This is a genomic window from Alkalibacterium sp. s-m-28 (genome assembly GCF_054658175.1).
In genome coordinates, this window is the sequence record NZ_BAAGIQ010000014.1 from 1 (window position 1) to 14,863 (window position 14,863).

Consider the following 14,863-nt stretch of genomic DNA (forward strand, 5'->3'; position numbering starts at 1 on the left):
GAAAGGCTAGAGAAATGTATACTTAATTTTAAAATAAAAAGAAGACAAACCAAGCAGGCACTTATCTCAATGTACGCTCTCATCCCACGATTAAAACCGTGGGCTTTCACGCTTGATAGTTCTGTAAGCCTGCCGACCAGCGGGCTTTTTCTTTTATCAATTATGACGTATGACAATATAGAGTAATCAAGCTGCGCACTGATTTAGAGAAAAAGGTTTTGTCAGAAGCGGATTTTCGCTATACTAATAGAGATAATAGTAAAGAATAGGAGAATGTGGTCGTGATTACCTTGAAATCACCTAGAGAAATAGAAGCAATGGATAAAGCTGGGGACGTCTTGGCAGCTATCCACGAATCATTGCGCGATTTTATCAAACCGGGCATTACTGGTATGGATATTGAAGAATACGTTGAAAAATTGATGAATGAATATGGAGCAACACCTGAACAGAAAGGCTACCAGGGTTATGAATACTCTACTTGTGTCAGTGTGAATGATGAAATCTGTCACGGCTTTCCGAGAGAAGACAAGCTGAAACAGGGTGACTTGATCAAAGTAGACATGGTGATCAACCTGAATGGTGCGCTGGCAGATTCATGTTGGAGTTACAGCGTGGGCGAGCCGACCGATGAAATTCAGAAACTGATGGAGGTTACGAAAGAGGCTCTCTACAAAGGCATTGAAGCTGCTCAACTGGGGAATCGTATTGGTGACATCGGTCATGCGATACAGACATTTGTCGAAGCGGAAGGCTTTTCAGTCGTTCGTGAATTTATCGGTCATGGCATCGGACCGACTCTGCACGAAAAACCGAGTGTTCCACATTACGGTGAAGCTGGGAAAGGGTCGCGTCTGAAAGAAGGACTGGTCATCACGATCGAGCCGATGGTAAATACAGGTACTTGGCGCTCCAAGATGGATGACAATGGCTGGACGGCACGTACTCAAGACGGTGGACTCAGCTGTCAGTACGAGCATACAATTGCCATCACCAAAGAAGGGCCTCAGATATTAACTAAACAGCAAGGCGAATAAGCATCCACTTAAGAGAAGGTAATCAGTATGGCCAGAAAAACGTTCCATTATCAAAAAGGTGAACACGAAGTAGACATCAGCATTGATTACCATACGCCGACTAAACAGGAATTTCTTGGAATTGCCGGCATAATCAGTATCGTATCTGGAGTGTGCCTGCTTCATAAAGCCGTTATACTGAAGGATGAGTGAAATGAGCCCATATACTGTAGGGATATTACTGTTTGATGATGTGGAAGTCCTGGATTTTGCCGGACCTTATGAAGTCTTTTCTGTTACAGAAGACGAGCAGGCAGTCAAAGGGTTCAAAGTGGTAACAATTTCCGAAACTGGAGACATGATCCGTGCCAGAAACGGCCTGAAAGTCGAACCGGATTATCACTTCAACAATCATCCTGAACTGGACGTGCTGGTGGTCCCCGGTGGATACGGAGCCAGGGAAGTTGAAAGAAAGAATGAAGTAGTGGTCGACTGGGTCAGAAATCAGGATGAGGTCGTCGAGAAGATGACGTCGGTCTGTACCGGTTCATTCATCCTGGCTGAGGCTGGACTGCTTGAAGGAAAGCGGGCAACGACTCACTGGACAGCACTGGACCGTATGGAAAAGGCGTACCCATCTGTCGATGTCAAACGTGAAGTCAAATTTGTGGACGAAGGCCACCTGATCACCTCAGCCGGTATTTCAGCCGGAATCGAAATGGCTTTGCACGTAGTAGCCGTGCTCTATGGTAAAGAAACCGCTGCTCATACAGCTAAACACATGGAATATGACTGGCAGACAGGCTACTGATTCCTGATTGCCTGTCGGAGACAACGAACGAGTGTGGAGCCGTGCGACAGATGATAAATAAGGAGCACATGCGCTGCGACTAGAGGACGATGTGTCCGAAAGAGGCAGGCATGTGCTCTTTTTCGTAGGTTTTTAGAACGGGAATGGGTCATATATCAATATTTGCACCATTCGACAGAATATATTCTTGCGGAATGAACAATATATTTAGGTATGGTACATTCGCCTGTTAATAACGAAGACGAATGTACCATAAATCAGTTTATGACCCATTCAGCACCTCAAAATGACTCGACCAGATGGTTCAAATAACAATTCGTTGTGAATAATGATCTTTAAAAGAGCAATAATGGTCGCCATTCTACAGAATGGCGTTCCTTATTAAATAAAACATCCGATACGGAGGATAAGCGATGCATCAGATCAGTGAACAGACAATACAGTGGATTGAAGCGTCTATCGACGGAGAATTATTAGAATACGAGCCGCTTATGGGAGGCATGTCGTCCGATCTGACCCTTTTAAAAGTCAAAGTGAGTGATGGAATACAGGAAATGGTGCTTAGAGAATACACCGATCAAGAGTGGCTGGAAATGGAACCGGATATCGCATATAAGGAAGCGGAAAATTTAACTCATGTCGAAAAACTGACCGTAACGACTCCTTACCTCATAGCGGCCGATCCTACTGCAGAGAAGACCACGTGGCCAAGTCTGCTAATGTCAAAGGTAGAAGGGGAGGTCATTTTAAATAGTAGTTATACCAAAGGCTTGATAGATGAATTGGCCAAGGCGTTATACCTTATCCACTAGGCTACACATATCACTAGTTCGTCAACCTATTTCCGTTATTTCGACCCGACTATTCCTGTCCAGGCTACGTGGTCAGTATGTCCTGAGAACTGGCAGAGAATGATGAACTATCTTGCGAATACACCAGTTCCTGAAACGACGTCTACTTTTATTCATAGAGACTTTCATCCGACTAATGTACTGTTCACTAACAACAAAGTCTCTGCAGTAGTTGACTGGCCGAACGCCTGCATGGGACCGAGACAAGTCGATATCGGTCACTGCCGGTGGAATCTGGCTATGCTGTACGGTCAGGATGCGGCGGATGACTTTCTAAAGGCATACAGAAAAAAAGATCCAGATCTGGCGTATCCACCATACTGGGACCTCGAAATGCTGAGCAATGTCTTTGTGGAAGATAAGCCTGAAGTTTACGGGGGATGGCTGGCTTATGAAAGGACAGATCTCACAGAAGCACTGATGATCGAGCGGATGGACAGCTTTCTTCAGAATACGTTGGACCGGCTGGAGTGTGAGTCTAATGAGTAGTGTTTATTACTCAAACACCATTAAAGGTATCGACATAATAGAGTTTGAATAGAACTGGGCTTCTGAACTTCACTATTTCTGAAAAAAGTGAAGTTTAATAAACTCATACGGAGCTAAACTCTACTGGTCTATAATTGACTCCAGTTCAGCAGTCTGCTCTAATGTTAAACTCAATTCTATAAGCATAATAGTCGAGTTCAGCACAAAAATCTGCCCTGAACTCGACTTTAACAATCACTTATTAAGAATGCTTATAAAGCATGTACGGAAGCAGTCTCCTTAATATGTAATCGTACTAGATTTGTTGGGTTTAGCAATGAGTCATTGAGCGCAATTTAAAAGTTTTTTTACTAGTCTGAGAATAACAAATTGTACAGCTCTTTTAAAAGAATACCCTCTAAGCTCGGGATTACACACCTAACTTGACATTGTATATGGCATAAGAGGTTATATTCTGGTAAGCTTGTCGAGGACATTCATTCAATAATCACTTTAAACTATATAAAGTCTAGGGAATGGAATCTTAACCTTACATAGCAAGCAACGAGCACAGAAGGGAATATGTTACATGCGTCTCGAAAATTTATTAGACCGCCTACCTAAAAGGGACTGGGCCAAAAACATCACGAACCGGGTAAGGGAAGGCGAAATTTGGCAGCACTCTGCCTTTGTCACATACTACGTCCTGCTTACTACTTTTCCTCTCATCGTAGGCATTATCAACTGGCTTCAACAGCTGCAGCTGGAACTGACGGGTCTTGCCTGGTTCGTCTATCGTATAGCCCCCCAGCCATTAGCGGAACAGATTGTTAAGGACATGATTCAGATTTATGACAGCTCAAATGTCGGAGTTCTTTTAGTTGCGACAGTTTCGACCATCTGGACAGTAAGCTGGACCATGGCTTCGACACTGATGGGGCTGAACCGGGCTTATGGTGTTAAGAACAGACACAACATTGTCGTATTGAGAGTCCTGGCTTTCTTTCTGACGACGGCCTTCGCGGTTTGGATCGCTTTTGTCGTATTCTTTATCCAACAATCGACCGGAACAACTGCCGGAAGGTGGACAGTATTTGTACCGCTCGCTTTTCTCACGTTCTGCTTCCTATACTACTTTGTACCAAATGTCGTTCAAAGATTCAGGAATGTCATACCCGGTGCGCTGTTTTCTACAGCTGCGTTACTGATTGCAATAATCAGTTACCGGCTCTTTGTTAATCAGTTGCCGGAAGACTCAACTTTCTTTACTCTTACAGGAAGTTTTATGGTACTTCTGGCGTTACTTCAGAAACTTTCGCTGGCCATTCTAGCTGGTGGATCCGTTAATGCAACCTTCATGCAAATGCAGGAAGGTGTTGTTGTATCCAAAAACGAGAAAAGTAAATTCGTTATTTTTCTAAAGAAGATAGGATTAGATCGACTGCTTGAAAGTGATAACCATTAAATTCATATAGAAATAGCAATATTTAAGCGAGAGAAGGCGATGGTCTTCTCTTTTTATTTAGTCTCCAGCCTATAATTTAGACAGACTAACACATAATCAATAAACGTAAACACAGTATTCCTGCAAAGATTAGGTTGACTCCCTTTCTTAAAAATGATAAACATTAATGTGTAACTTTCGATCAGAAAACAATCTTAAGAAACTGACTAAAAAAGAAGCAGTGATCTTTGTGTCAAGCAACTGTTTCGGAAAGGAGACCACATGGAATATGAAACACGTCCTACCAGCAATCTTTTTATGAAAGGCTTGGAATGGGTTGCTTTTCTGGCATATGTCAATCTGTTATGGATTGGATTTACATTAATAGGACTGATTGTTGCGGGGATAGGTCCGGCAACTATAACTGTCTTCAGCATGATTCGAAGTAAACTGAGACAGGGTGACCACTCACATATCTATAGAAAATTCAGATCAGAGTATAGAACTCACTTTAAAGCCGGAAATATCTACTTTGGACTGGTTACTTCAGCAGCTCTTTTCTTATACGTGGACAGCCGTCTCATTCAAGCTTTACCACCTAACCCTTTGATTCAGGCTGTAGTCATACCTGCGCTCATAATCTTAACCGCTTTACTCTTAGTTACGGCTACTTTTACCATAGGATACTACCTTGAATACCAGGAAAACATTCTGATAAGTGTAAAAAAAGGATTCTGGCTGAGCCTGGTTTCTCCAGTATCCGATCTGGTTATCATACATGCCTTTTTATTTCTAGCGCTGGTTTTGACTTATATACCGGCGTTTATACTGTTTTTCTCAATCTCTTTATACGGATTCATCACTCAATGGATCATGAATAAAGCATTCAATCGGATTAAACGTAGAAAAAAATCTTTGTAAAAATTCAGATCATCTATTGACAATATTTCTCGAGAAAGGTATATTACACATGTAAAGCGCTTTCGACAGGAGAATGTAAGATGGTTACGATTTATGACATAGCGAAACACTCAGGTTATTCAATTGCGACGGTCTCTAAAGCCTTGAATAATAAAAGTGTGAGTGCTAAAGCAAGAGAAGCAATCATGAAGGCTGTAGAGGAACTGCACTATACCCCTAATTCTTCTGCTAGAACATTGGCAACAAGCAAATCCTGGATCATCGGGATCGTGTTTGATGAAAACCTCGGATTCGGCCTGGCTCATCCATTTTTCAGTCAAGTGATCGAAGGGTTCAAAAAGCATGTCGAACTGTACAACTACGACCTGCTCTTTGTTTCCAGACACATGGGACTGCAGGAAGAGACCTATAAGCACCTGCTGCACAGGGGAGTCGACGGCATTGCCGTCATTCAGTCTTTTGGTGCAGACGAGCTGAGGGACATCAACATGACCATACCGGCCGTTTATATCGACCGGCCGACGAGTGAACCGGGATCGGTCTACAGCGACAACCGGTCGGGAAGCCGACTGGCAGTGAATCATCTGGCAGACTGCGGACATGAAAAGATCGCTCATATCATGGGGGATCAGACGACATACGCAGGTATCCAGCGGGCAGAAGGCTTCAAGGAAGCCATGGAAGCCAACGGGCTAACAGTCAGACCGGAATACCTGGTCGACGGAGGCTACTACTCGCAAGCGGGTGGTAGAGAAGCCATGATCCGGCTGCTGTCACTGGAAGACAAGCCGACGGCTGTGTATGCAGCAGGAGACGAAATGGCTATTGCAGCCATACGTGTGATCAAGGAATCGGGTCTGAAAGTCCCTGAGGACATTTCAGTAGTCGGTTTTGATGACATCAAACTCGCCCAGCATATCGACCCGCCTCTGACGACCATTCGTCAGGACAAGGAGATGATTGGGCGGCAGGCAGCGATCATGCTGCTGGACAAGATCAGCAGTACAGAAGAAGCAGATAAGGATATTAGAAAAATGGTGCCGGTTACATTGGTGAAACGACAGTCGGTTAAGCGCATAACTTAAGCAACGGCGCCTTTTCTGTAACATTTAAGCGCTTAATTATGTCGATGCTGTCACAAAGATGACAAAAAGAGGGTGAAAATCTTTAAAAAGGGTATTGTAAACGATAACAAAAACAGGTATATTATGGTAAGCAATAAATAAGCACTACATTTTTTATTTAACCTTAAGTTAAGCGCTTAAGGTAACCAATCAAAAAACATTTTCTGGGAGGAAAAAAATGAAGAATTCATGGAAACTAGCAAGCCTATTATGTGGAGCAGTACTACTGGCAGCATGTGGTAACGGAAACGACAGCGGAAGCTCTAACGGCGGAAGCGGCGGAGTCGACCTGGTCATCAACTCATTTACTGACGAACTGCAGTATCCAATCGAAGTATTTGAAGAAAGACACGGTGTAAACATCGATCTTCAAATCATCCCGACTGAAAACTATGTAGACACGCTACGTCCGGCTCTTGAGTCAGGAAGCGGAGCGCCAGATATTTTCACAGCGGAAATCGTTTACCTGCTGGACTGGATTGAACAGGACTACTGGATGGATCTGGGTGAGTTCGGCGTCGAAGAATGGTCTGACGAGTATGTCGAGTATGTATGGGAACTGGGACGTTCTCAGGACGGAAACATGAAGGCTCTGTCATGGCAGACGACACCGGGTGGAATCTTCTACCGCAGAAGTATTGCTGAAGAAGTCTTCGGTACTGACGATCCGGACGAAATGGGAGAACAGTTTGCGACAATGGAAGGGCTGATGGAAGCTGGACAAATGCTAGCTGACGCAGGCTACCGTCTGTTCCCGGATGAAGGATCTATCTCACCATTTACAATGGGTAACAACCCGGCTCCATGGGTTGACGAAGACGACAACCTGAACATGACTGAAGAGCGCCTGTCTTACTTCGACTATGCACGTGAACTAAGAGACAACCGCTTTACTGCTCTTGCACCAGCATGGTCACCATCATGGTTCGCATCATTCAACGAGCCAATCACTTACAATGCTGGATGGGACGATCTGGATGATGTAGATGATTCAGACGGAACAACTGAAGTATTCGGTGTTGCGCTTCCATCATGGGGACTGCCGCACGTTCTTAAAACAGACGCAACTGAAACAGCAGGCGACTGGGCTGTAACAAACGGTCCTTCATCTTACTTCGGTGGCGGAACTTGGATCGGAATCTACGAAGGATCTGAAAATGCAGACCTGGCTTTCGAATTCATCCAAATGCTTGTTAACGATGAAGAGTTCCTGACTGAATGGGTAGGAGAAACAGGAGACGTTCTCAGCCACATCGGCGTTATGGAAGAAGTATCTGAAGGATACGAAGATGAGTTCCTAGGTGGACAAAACCACTATGAATTCTTCCTTGCTGAAGCTGAAAACATTGACCCAAGCCACATCACACGTTACGACCAGCGTCTGGACCAGATGTTTGGATCAGCTGTCGGAGCATACGTTGAAGGTGACTTGAACCAGGAAGAAGCGCTTCAGGAATTCTACGCAGAAGTACAGAACGCTTTCCCACAAATTAACGTTCCTCAAGACTAATAAACACAGTTAGATGGGGTGTCGATTCTCTGGCACCCTCTTTCTGTTCAAAAATCATGGCTCACGGAAAGGAATCAATTATTATGCAGACTACTGAAAAGAGAGCCTATCTTTATATCGCTCCTTTCGTTATCGTATTTTTAACCTTTAACATATATCCGATCTTACTTACGTTTTACTATTCCGTTACTAACTATACGGGTATGGGTGGAATAGAGAATGCTGATTTCATCGGACTGGACAATTACCGCCGTCTGATTCAGGATGATTTCTTCTTTCAGGCCTTCTTCAATACCATTCGCATCTGGGGAATGAACTTTGCCGTCCAGATTGTCATAGCTTTACTATTGGCTTTACTCTTTACAGATATCAGATTGAAGCTGAAAGGCGTCAATGTGTTCAGAGCTTTATTCTTCCTGCCAAATATCATTACTATAGCATCCGTTGCATTGCTGTTCAGCATCCTACTGGACTGGAACTTCGGATCACTTAATCAGATGCTTTTAAGTCTGGGTCTAATTTCCCGCCCAATAAACTGGCTGAATAATCCGACGTATGCTCAGGGATGGGTCGCTCTTATCGGGGCGTGGATGTGGTTCGGTAATACATTCATCATACTGATGGCTGGTATTTCAGGTATTCCAAAGGATTTTTACGAAGCAGCTTATATCGATGGAGCAAACTGGTGGACGTCTTTCACAAAAATCACTCTACCTCAGCTGAAACCCATTCTGCTGTATGTCCTTATAACATCGATCATCGGAGGACTTCAGATTTTCGATTTGCCGATGCTTCTGACAGATGGTCGAGGCGCTCCTCGAGGCTCTTTGAACACAATGGTGCTTTACTTGTACAACCAGGGGTTCAGTTACGCCAACTTCGGCTATTCTGCAGCCATTGCGTATGGTCTGTTCATTATCACGGTTGTCTTTTCAGCCATTACATTCAAGACGATGTACCGTGGTCAGGTTAAATTGAAGAAAGGGGGAAGAAAATAATGGACAAAATGAAAGCAATCAGAGGCGTCATATATTTCTTCCTCATTATCTTAGTGATTATCTGCTTTATTCCTTTTTACATGATGATCATCAATGCCACTCGCTCGAATTCGGAAATACTAAGAGGGTTTACACTTATACCAAGCAGTGCCTTATTCGACAACTATCAGATACTTGACAGCTACATCAATATCTGGCTCGGATTCAGAAACAGTCTGATTGTCGCCTTGTCCGTCACAATACTGAATTCTTACTTTTCAGCTCTGACAGCATTCGCTCTAGTAGTGTACCAGTTCAAAGGGAAGAACATTATCTTCATCACCTTCATCGTCATGATGATGGTTCCCGGACAATTGGGTCTGATTGGGCTTTATGATCTGTCCAGCACACTGGGAATGCTTGATACGTACTGGCCGCTGATTATACCTGCTATTGCAGCGCCATTCACTGTATTTTTCTTCAGACAGTTTTTGGTTACAACTATGCCGATGTCGATTCTTGAATCAGGCCGGATTGACGGCGCAGGCGAAACTTACATGTTCCATCGTCTAGTCCTGCCAATCTTAAGTCCGGCGATCGCAACAATGGGGATCTTCACCTTTATCGGATCCTGGAACAACTTCCTGTTCCCGCTGGTCATTATCCGGTCACCAAGGCTTTACACGTTGCCGATCATGATCAGACAGCTTCAGGGATCACCCGTAGCTCAGAACCTGGGGGCGATCTATCTGGGCATCGCGATATCTGTTGTACCGATTATGATTGCTTTCCTGTTCCTGTCTAAATACATCATTTCAAGTATCACTGCAGGAGCAGTTAAAGGGTAGAGTCCGGAGAAGCACTATCATCTATGTGTGTTGTAGAGCATAGTGCTTTTTTTGCGGCAAAATTTAGTGAGACTTATAGAAGAGTCAATCACTTTGAGATGTTTTTTCAAGATAAAAGACTATAAATAATACTGCAGGAATGAATCGTTTCAAATTTATAAAAGCAGTTAGACAAAATTCAGCATTTATTTTGAATATAAATCAGAGTAGACATATAAAAACCGTATAGAAGAAATGAGGATGAAAAGATGACTAAAGAATCAATACAAGCCGTTCAGTCGGTCAAAGAACAGAACAGTTTCTGGCAACCCGTTTCCATGAATAAAACTAGCGGAAAAGAAGTTCAACTGACTATTGATCCGTCAATAACGTATCAGACCTGGATGGGCTTTGGTGGCGCGATCACTGAGGCCTCAGCATATACCTTGGATCAGCTCCCGGAAGAGAAAAAAGACAGCATTTTAAAAGCTTATTACGACCAGAATGAAGGGCTTGGCTATACACTAGGGCGATTGCATATTGCCAGCTGTGACTTTTCGCTGGAAAACTATGATTATATTGAGGAAAATGACGAAACACTAAAAAGTTTCTCATTGGATAGAGAAGAGAAGTGGGTGCTTCCGACGCTCAGACGAGCTCAGGAAATAGCTGGGCAGCCCCTTACACTTGTTGCTTCCCCCTGGAGTCCGTCAGCATGGATGAAAACTAACGGTGAACGCAATAATGGCGGAAAGCTGAAGAGAGAATACTATACACTTTGGGCTAAGTATCTCGCCCGTTACGTCCTGGAGATGAGAGATAAAGGATTTGAGATCGATGCAATTACAGTACAGAACGAACCGGCAGCTACCCAAGTCTGGGATTCGTGTGAATACTCGGCAGAAGAAGAAGCCGAGATGGTCAAGACTCTTTCTGATGTGTTCAAAGAAGAATCAGTCGATAGTAAGATTATCATCTGGGATCACAACCGTGACCTGATTTTTGAACGAGCAGATGCTGTACTGAAAGACGATGAAATTAATCCTTTAGTCTGGGGTGTGGGTAATCACTGGTATATGTCCGAGGACTTTGAAGAACTCTCAAAAGTCCACGACAAGTATCCTGATAAGCACTTGATCTTCACGGAAGGGTGTATTGAAGGCGGGGTTCAGCTTGGCGCCTGGCACACGGGTGAACGATACGCTAGAAATATCATTGGAGACATGTCCAACTGGCTTGAAGGCTTCCTTGACTGGAACATTGTATTAAATGAACAGGGCGGACCGAATCATGTGGGCAACTACTGTGACGCACCAGTTATCGTGGATACCAAAAGTAAAGACATTCATTATAATAGCTCCTACTACTTTATCGGACATTTAAGTCGCTACATTCGTCCAGGAGCTGTTCGAATCGCTTCAACGTGTACAACGAGTGAACTGTCTACAGTCTCCTTTAGGAACACAGACAACTCCATTGTGACTGTTCTGCTGAATGAAACGGACGCCAGTTTAGACCTGGAACACAGTCTGAATAATGAGTCAGCTGCTATTCATATACCGGCGCACAGCATAACGACGGTCATCAAGGGCCAGACGCAGAAAAGGAGACAGACATGTATACATTATTAGATGATGGACGATTTAAAATAAGTCAGTACCAAAAGGCAAGTCCGTTTGCGAGTTTCCTGCCTGGCATCTCAGGAACAGACGGCATTCCTTTGTGGGCCTTTTATGTCAATAGAGGACAAGGAATCGCCAGCTTCGGCGTCGAGCATAAGGATAATGCCATGCTCGAATTCCTACCAGCGAACAAAGCTTACCAGTACGTTTCAACTCAAGGGTTTAGAACCTTCCTCAAAGTCGATGCGAATGGCGAACGAGTAGAGTACGAACCGTTCAGTGAAGAAAGTGACAGAATCACAGACAACATGATCATTTCAGATAATGCGCTGGAACTCACTCATGTCCACAGCCAACTGGGGTTGGAAATGACAGTTGTATACTACACATTGCCTCACCAGAACTTGCCGGGACTGGTCAGGGAAGTCACATTGACTAATAACGGAGACAAGTCTCTTCGTATCGATGCGCTGGACGGTCTGGCAAGTATGTTTCCGGCTAAAGTCGGGGATGCAGGCTATAAATCCATTTCCAATACCTTCAAGAGCTGGTTTGATGCTTCAGTAGAAGATGACCAATTCAGTTACTATTTCCTGAGGGGAAGTACTGCAGATGACGCGAAAGTCGATCAGGACGATATAGGGAATTTCTATACCGGACTGCTTCAGACAACTGAAGGAGAATCATTTATTTCTCCTATTTTCGACCGTGATATAATCTTCAAAGATAATCTGACTCTTCAGAAACCAAAAGGATTTTTCGGTCAGGATAAATTGGAGACATCACACCAGATCGGAACCAACAAAGTAAGCTGCGCTTTTTCACCATTTGAGGCAGAGCTTGAAGTGGGCCAATCGTTGACTTTGACAAGTATATTCGGACAGACTTCAAACCGTCAGGAAGCAGCCAGTTTTATTAAGGAAAAAGTAAATGGAAATAATCTTGCAAGGTACAAATCATCAGCTTTAAGTCTGGCAAAAGAACTGACGAAAAAAGTGGAAACACAAACAGCTAACCCGGCATTCGATGCCTATATCAAGCAGAATTATCTGGACAACGGAATCCGTGGCGGCTTCCCTGTGGTATTTGAAAATGATGAAGCGGAACAGGTTTTCTATCTTTATTCCAGAAAGCACGGGGACCTGGAACGGGACTATAATTTCTTCTCTATTTCACCTGAATACTATTCTCAAGGAAATGGGAACTACCGGGACATGAATCAGAACAGACGACTGGATGTCTTTTTTGAACCGAAAGTCGGTGACCGGAATCTCCGTCAATTCATGAGTCTGATTCAGCTGGACGGCTACAATCCATTGTCGATCAAGACAGTCAAGTATGTGTTGCGGGACACAACAATCGATCTGACTTCATATGGCCTGACTGAGGAGCAACAGGTGAAATGGTTCCAAGAATCTGAAAAAGGCTTCACACCAGGGAGTCTCAAGGCATTTGTCGAAGACAACCATATTGAACTGACGCTGCCGTTTGAAGCGTTCCTGACTGATGTCTTAAGTGCCAGCACGGAGTCACTCGAAGCCGAACACGGGGAAGGATTCTGGAGTGACCACTGGACGTATAATCTGGATCTCCTGGACAATTATCTGTCAGTATTCCCAGATAAGGCAGACAGCGTCTTTTTCGAAGAGTCATACCGATTCTTCGATAGTCCGGCATCTGTACAGCCGTTAAGTAAGAAGCTGAAACAAGGCAAACTCGGCTGGCGCCAGTATGATGCAGTTAAAATAGACAAGAAGAAAGTCAAAGCGCAGGCTCAAGGAAAAGAGTTGTGGATTGAAGAGAACGGCAGACCGATTGAAACAAGTCTATTCAGTAAACTCATCCTTCTAGCCGGCAACAAGCTCTCTACACTCGCACCGTATGGACTGGGGATCGAGATGGAAGGCGGCAAGCCGGGCTGGAACGATGCAATGAATGGCCTGCCAGGAATGTTCGGGGCAGGCACGTCTGAACTATATGAAGTAAAACGCATGATCGACCGTCTGGATGCCATTGAACACCTGCAGGCAGTCAAGCTGCCGGCAGAAGCTGTAGAATTCCTGCTTGACCTAAGACAGACGATTAAAGAGATTGGTACATTGGATCTTTCTGCCTGGAAGAAACTGACCGCTATTCGGGAGAACTACCGTCAGTCACTAGTAGAGGTCGATACACATCAAGTGGTATCAGTGAATAAGGAAACAGCAGCAGACCTCGTCGCTCAATTTAAATCTCTCGTCGACAAGGCAATCGAAGCAGTCGAGAATTTAGACACAGACGTCGTTCCGACCTATATTTACTTCGACGCGGAAGTCATAGACAACGAAATTATCAACATGACGCCTTATCCGGTCACCCCTTTCCTGGAAGGCATCGTCAAGAAGATGAAACTGTCAGAAGATACGGATGAAGCGCGTGATTTGTATAGAAAAGTCAGAGAGTCGAATCTGTACGACCGGAAACTGGGCATGTATAAAACGAGTGCAAGCATTAAGGATGAGCCGATCGAACTTGGCCGGGCGAAATTCTTCACGCCAGGCTGGCTAGAAAACGAATCGGTCTTCCTTCATATGGCTTACAAGTATCTTCTGGAACTGTTGAAAGTTGGCTTGTACGATGAATTCTTTGAAGAAATCAAAACAGGGCTTGTCGTGTTTAACGATCCCGAAGTATACGGCAGAAGTATCCTGGAAAACTCATCATTTATCGCTAGCAGCGCCAACCCAGATGAGACGCTTCATGGGAAAGGATTCGTCGCGAGACTAAGCGGATCAACTGTTGAATTTCTCAATATGTGGGTCGAGCTCTTTATAGGGAAAACGCCTTTCAGGCTGAAAGACCAGGAGCTGGTGTTCAAACTGACTCCCGTACTGCCGGCAGACTTCTTTTCTGATGGAAAAGTGACGTTCACCTTGTTCAGTGATATCAAAGTCACGTATAGGAATCCGTCTGGCAAACAAACATTTGGAGAGGATGCTGTCAGCCCGAGGAGCTACCATATCACCTTAAAAACAGGAGAAAGCCGAACCTTCGATGAGAAGGGTGTCACCGGTGACTGGTCAGAACACATCAGAAATAAAACTGTGTCTTCAATCGACATAGAACTGGGTTAAGAACAGTGTGGTGAGATAAGGGGAAGCATCTCCTCTTAAATGCATAAAAGTAAAACAGAAAAGTAGATGGTCTGTAATAGGAACTGGAAAATATCTAAGAAAACTTTACGATCCTTCTGATACAGACTGAATAACCTAAAAAGGCCAGATAGTAACCTCAATAAGGGAGAGCTGTCTGG

Annotated in this window: 14 protein-coding genes; all 14 read left to right on the forward strand. The window is 44.2% G+C overall.

The annotated features are described in order from the left end of the window. Positions 1 to 186: hypothetical protein (locus tag ACYQ4S_RS03570; RefSeq protein WP_459769381.1), on the forward strand; the 186-nt coding region annotated here is incomplete at its 5' end. Between the two features lie 95 nt (positions 187 to 281). Then, the gene (gene map, locus ACYQ4S_RS03575; RefSeq protein ID WP_459769382.1) at positions 282 to 1,037 is read left to right on the forward strand and encodes a type I methionyl aminopeptidase; all 756 of its coding nucleotides are present in this window, start codon (positions 282 to 284) and stop codon (positions 1,035 to 1,037) included. Between the two features lie 27 nt (positions 1,038 to 1,064). Next, positions 1,065 to 1,229 carry a hypothetical protein gene (locus tag ACYQ4S_RS03580; RefSeq protein ID WP_459769384.1) on the forward strand — a complete coding sequence of 55 codons (165 nt, stop codon included), beginning with the start codon at positions 1,065 to 1,067 and terminating at the stop codon, positions 1,227 to 1,229. A 1-nt stretch (position 1,230) separates the two neighbouring features. Further along, entirely contained in the window at positions 1,231 to 1,827 is a 597-nt protein-coding gene (locus ACYQ4S_RS03585; RefSeq protein WP_459769386.1) for a DJ-1/PfpI family protein, read from the forward strand. Positions 1,828 to 2,240: 413 nt separating this feature from the next. After that, positions 2,241 to 2,639: a phosphotransferase family protein gene (locus ACYQ4S_RS03590; protein ID WP_459769387.1), complete on the forward strand. Its 399-nt coding sequence runs from the start codon at positions 2,241 to 2,243 to the stop codon at positions 2,637 to 2,639. Positions 2,640 to 2,738: 99 nt separating this feature from the next. After that, entirely contained in the window at positions 2,739 to 3,167 is a 429-nt protein-coding gene (locus ACYQ4S_RS03595) for an aminoglycoside phosphotransferase family protein (RefSeq protein ID WP_459769389.1), read from the forward strand. Positions 3,168 to 3,735: 568 nt separating this feature from the next. After that, positions 3,736 to 4,611, forward strand: a complete 876-nt coding sequence (locus tag ACYQ4S_RS03600; RefSeq protein ID WP_459769391.1) for a YihY/virulence factor BrkB family protein — start codon at positions 3,736 to 3,738, stop codon at positions 4,609 to 4,611. Between the two features lie 261 nt (positions 4,612 to 4,872). Further along, positions 4,873 to 5,511 carry a YesL family protein gene (locus tag ACYQ4S_RS03605; RefSeq protein ID WP_459769393.1) on the forward strand — a complete coding sequence of 213 codons (639 nt, stop codon included), beginning with the start codon at positions 4,873 to 4,875 and terminating at the stop codon, positions 5,509 to 5,511. A gap of 80 nt (positions 5,512 to 5,591) precedes the next feature. Beyond that, positions 5,592 to 6,596, forward strand: a complete 1,005-nt coding sequence (locus ACYQ4S_RS03610) for a LacI family DNA-binding transcriptional regulator (RefSeq protein WP_459769394.1) — start codon at positions 5,592 to 5,594, stop codon at positions 6,594 to 6,596. Between the two features lie 217 nt (positions 6,597 to 6,813). Then, positions 6,814 to 8,145 carry an ABC transporter substrate-binding protein gene (locus ACYQ4S_RS03615; protein WP_459769396.1) on the forward strand — a complete coding sequence of 444 codons (1,332 nt, stop codon included), beginning with the start codon at positions 6,814 to 6,816 and terminating at the stop codon, positions 8,143 to 8,145. A gap of 83 nt (positions 8,146 to 8,228) precedes the next feature. Further along, positions 8,229 to 9,143 carry a carbohydrate ABC transporter permease gene (locus ACYQ4S_RS03620; RefSeq protein ID WP_459769398.1) on the forward strand — a complete coding sequence of 305 codons (915 nt, stop codon included), beginning with the start codon at positions 8,229 to 8,231 and terminating at the stop codon, positions 9,141 to 9,143. After that, positions 9,143 to 9,970: a carbohydrate ABC transporter permease gene (locus ACYQ4S_RS03625; RefSeq protein WP_459769399.1), complete on the forward strand. Its 828-nt coding sequence runs from the start codon at positions 9,143 to 9,145 to the stop codon at positions 9,968 to 9,970. Before ACYQ4S_RS03620 ends, ACYQ4S_RS03625 begins: the two co-directional genes overlap by 1 nt. Positions 9,971 to 10,218: 248 nt before the next feature. After that, a complete protein-coding gene (locus tag ACYQ4S_RS03630) occupies positions 10,219 to 11,580 on the forward strand; it encodes a glycoside hydrolase family 30 protein (RefSeq protein ID WP_459769401.1) in 1,362 nt (453 codons plus the stop codon). Continuing rightward, positions 11,565 to 14,684 (forward strand): hypothetical protein, encoded by a 3,120-nt coding sequence (locus tag ACYQ4S_RS03635; RefSeq protein WP_459769402.1) that lies wholly within the window; start codon positions 11,565 to 11,567, stop codon positions 14,682 to 14,684. The genes ACYQ4S_RS03630 and ACYQ4S_RS03635 overlap by 16 nt, the downstream gene beginning before the upstream one ends. The last annotated feature ends 179 nt before the right edge of the window (positions 14,685 to 14,863 follow it).

Coding starts and splice junctions, on each gene's coding strand:
- ACYQ4S_RS03580 (WP_459769384.1), top strand. CDS start 1,065: ATGGCCAGAAAAACGTTCCATTATCAAAAAGGTGAACACGAAGTAGAC.
- ACYQ4S_RS03615 (WP_459769396.1), top strand. CDS start 6,814: ATGAAGAATTCATGGAAACTAGCAAGCCTATTATGTGGAGCAGTACTA.
- ACYQ4S_RS03630 (WP_459769401.1), top strand. CDS start 10,219: ATGACTAAAGAATCAATACAAGCCGTTCAGTCGGTCAAAGAACAGAAC.
- ACYQ4S_RS03635 (WP_459769402.1), top strand. CDS start 11,565: ATGTATACATTATTAGATGATGGACGATTTAAAATAAGTCAGTACCAA.
- ACYQ4S_RS03590 (WP_459769387.1), top strand. CDS start 2,241: ATGCATCAGATCAGTGAACAGACAATACAGTGGATTGAAGCGTCTATC.
- ACYQ4S_RS03585 (WP_459769386.1), top strand. CDS start 1,231: ATGAGCCCATATACTGTAGGGATATTACTGTTTGATGATGTGGAAGTC.
- ACYQ4S_RS03605 (WP_459769393.1), top strand. CDS start 4,873: ATGGAATATGAAACACGTCCTACCAGCAATCTTTTTATGAAAGGCTTG.
- ACYQ4S_RS03600 (WP_459769391.1), top strand. CDS start 3,736: ATGCGTCTCGAAAATTTATTAGACCGCCTACCTAAAAGGGACTGGGCC.
- ACYQ4S_RS03610 (WP_459769394.1), top strand. CDS start 5,592: ATGGTTACGATTTATGACATAGCGAAACACTCAGGTTATTCAATTGCG.
- ACYQ4S_RS03625 (WP_459769399.1), top strand. CDS start 9,143: ATGGACAAAATGAAAGCAATCAGAGGCGTCATATATTTCTTCCTCATT.
- ACYQ4S_RS03620 (WP_459769398.1), top strand. CDS start 8,229: ATGCAGACTACTGAAAAGAGAGCCTATCTTTATATCGCTCCTTTCGTT.
- ACYQ4S_RS03595 (WP_459769389.1), top strand. CDS start 2,739: ATGATGAACTATCTTGCGAATACACCAGTTCCTGAAACGACGTCTACT.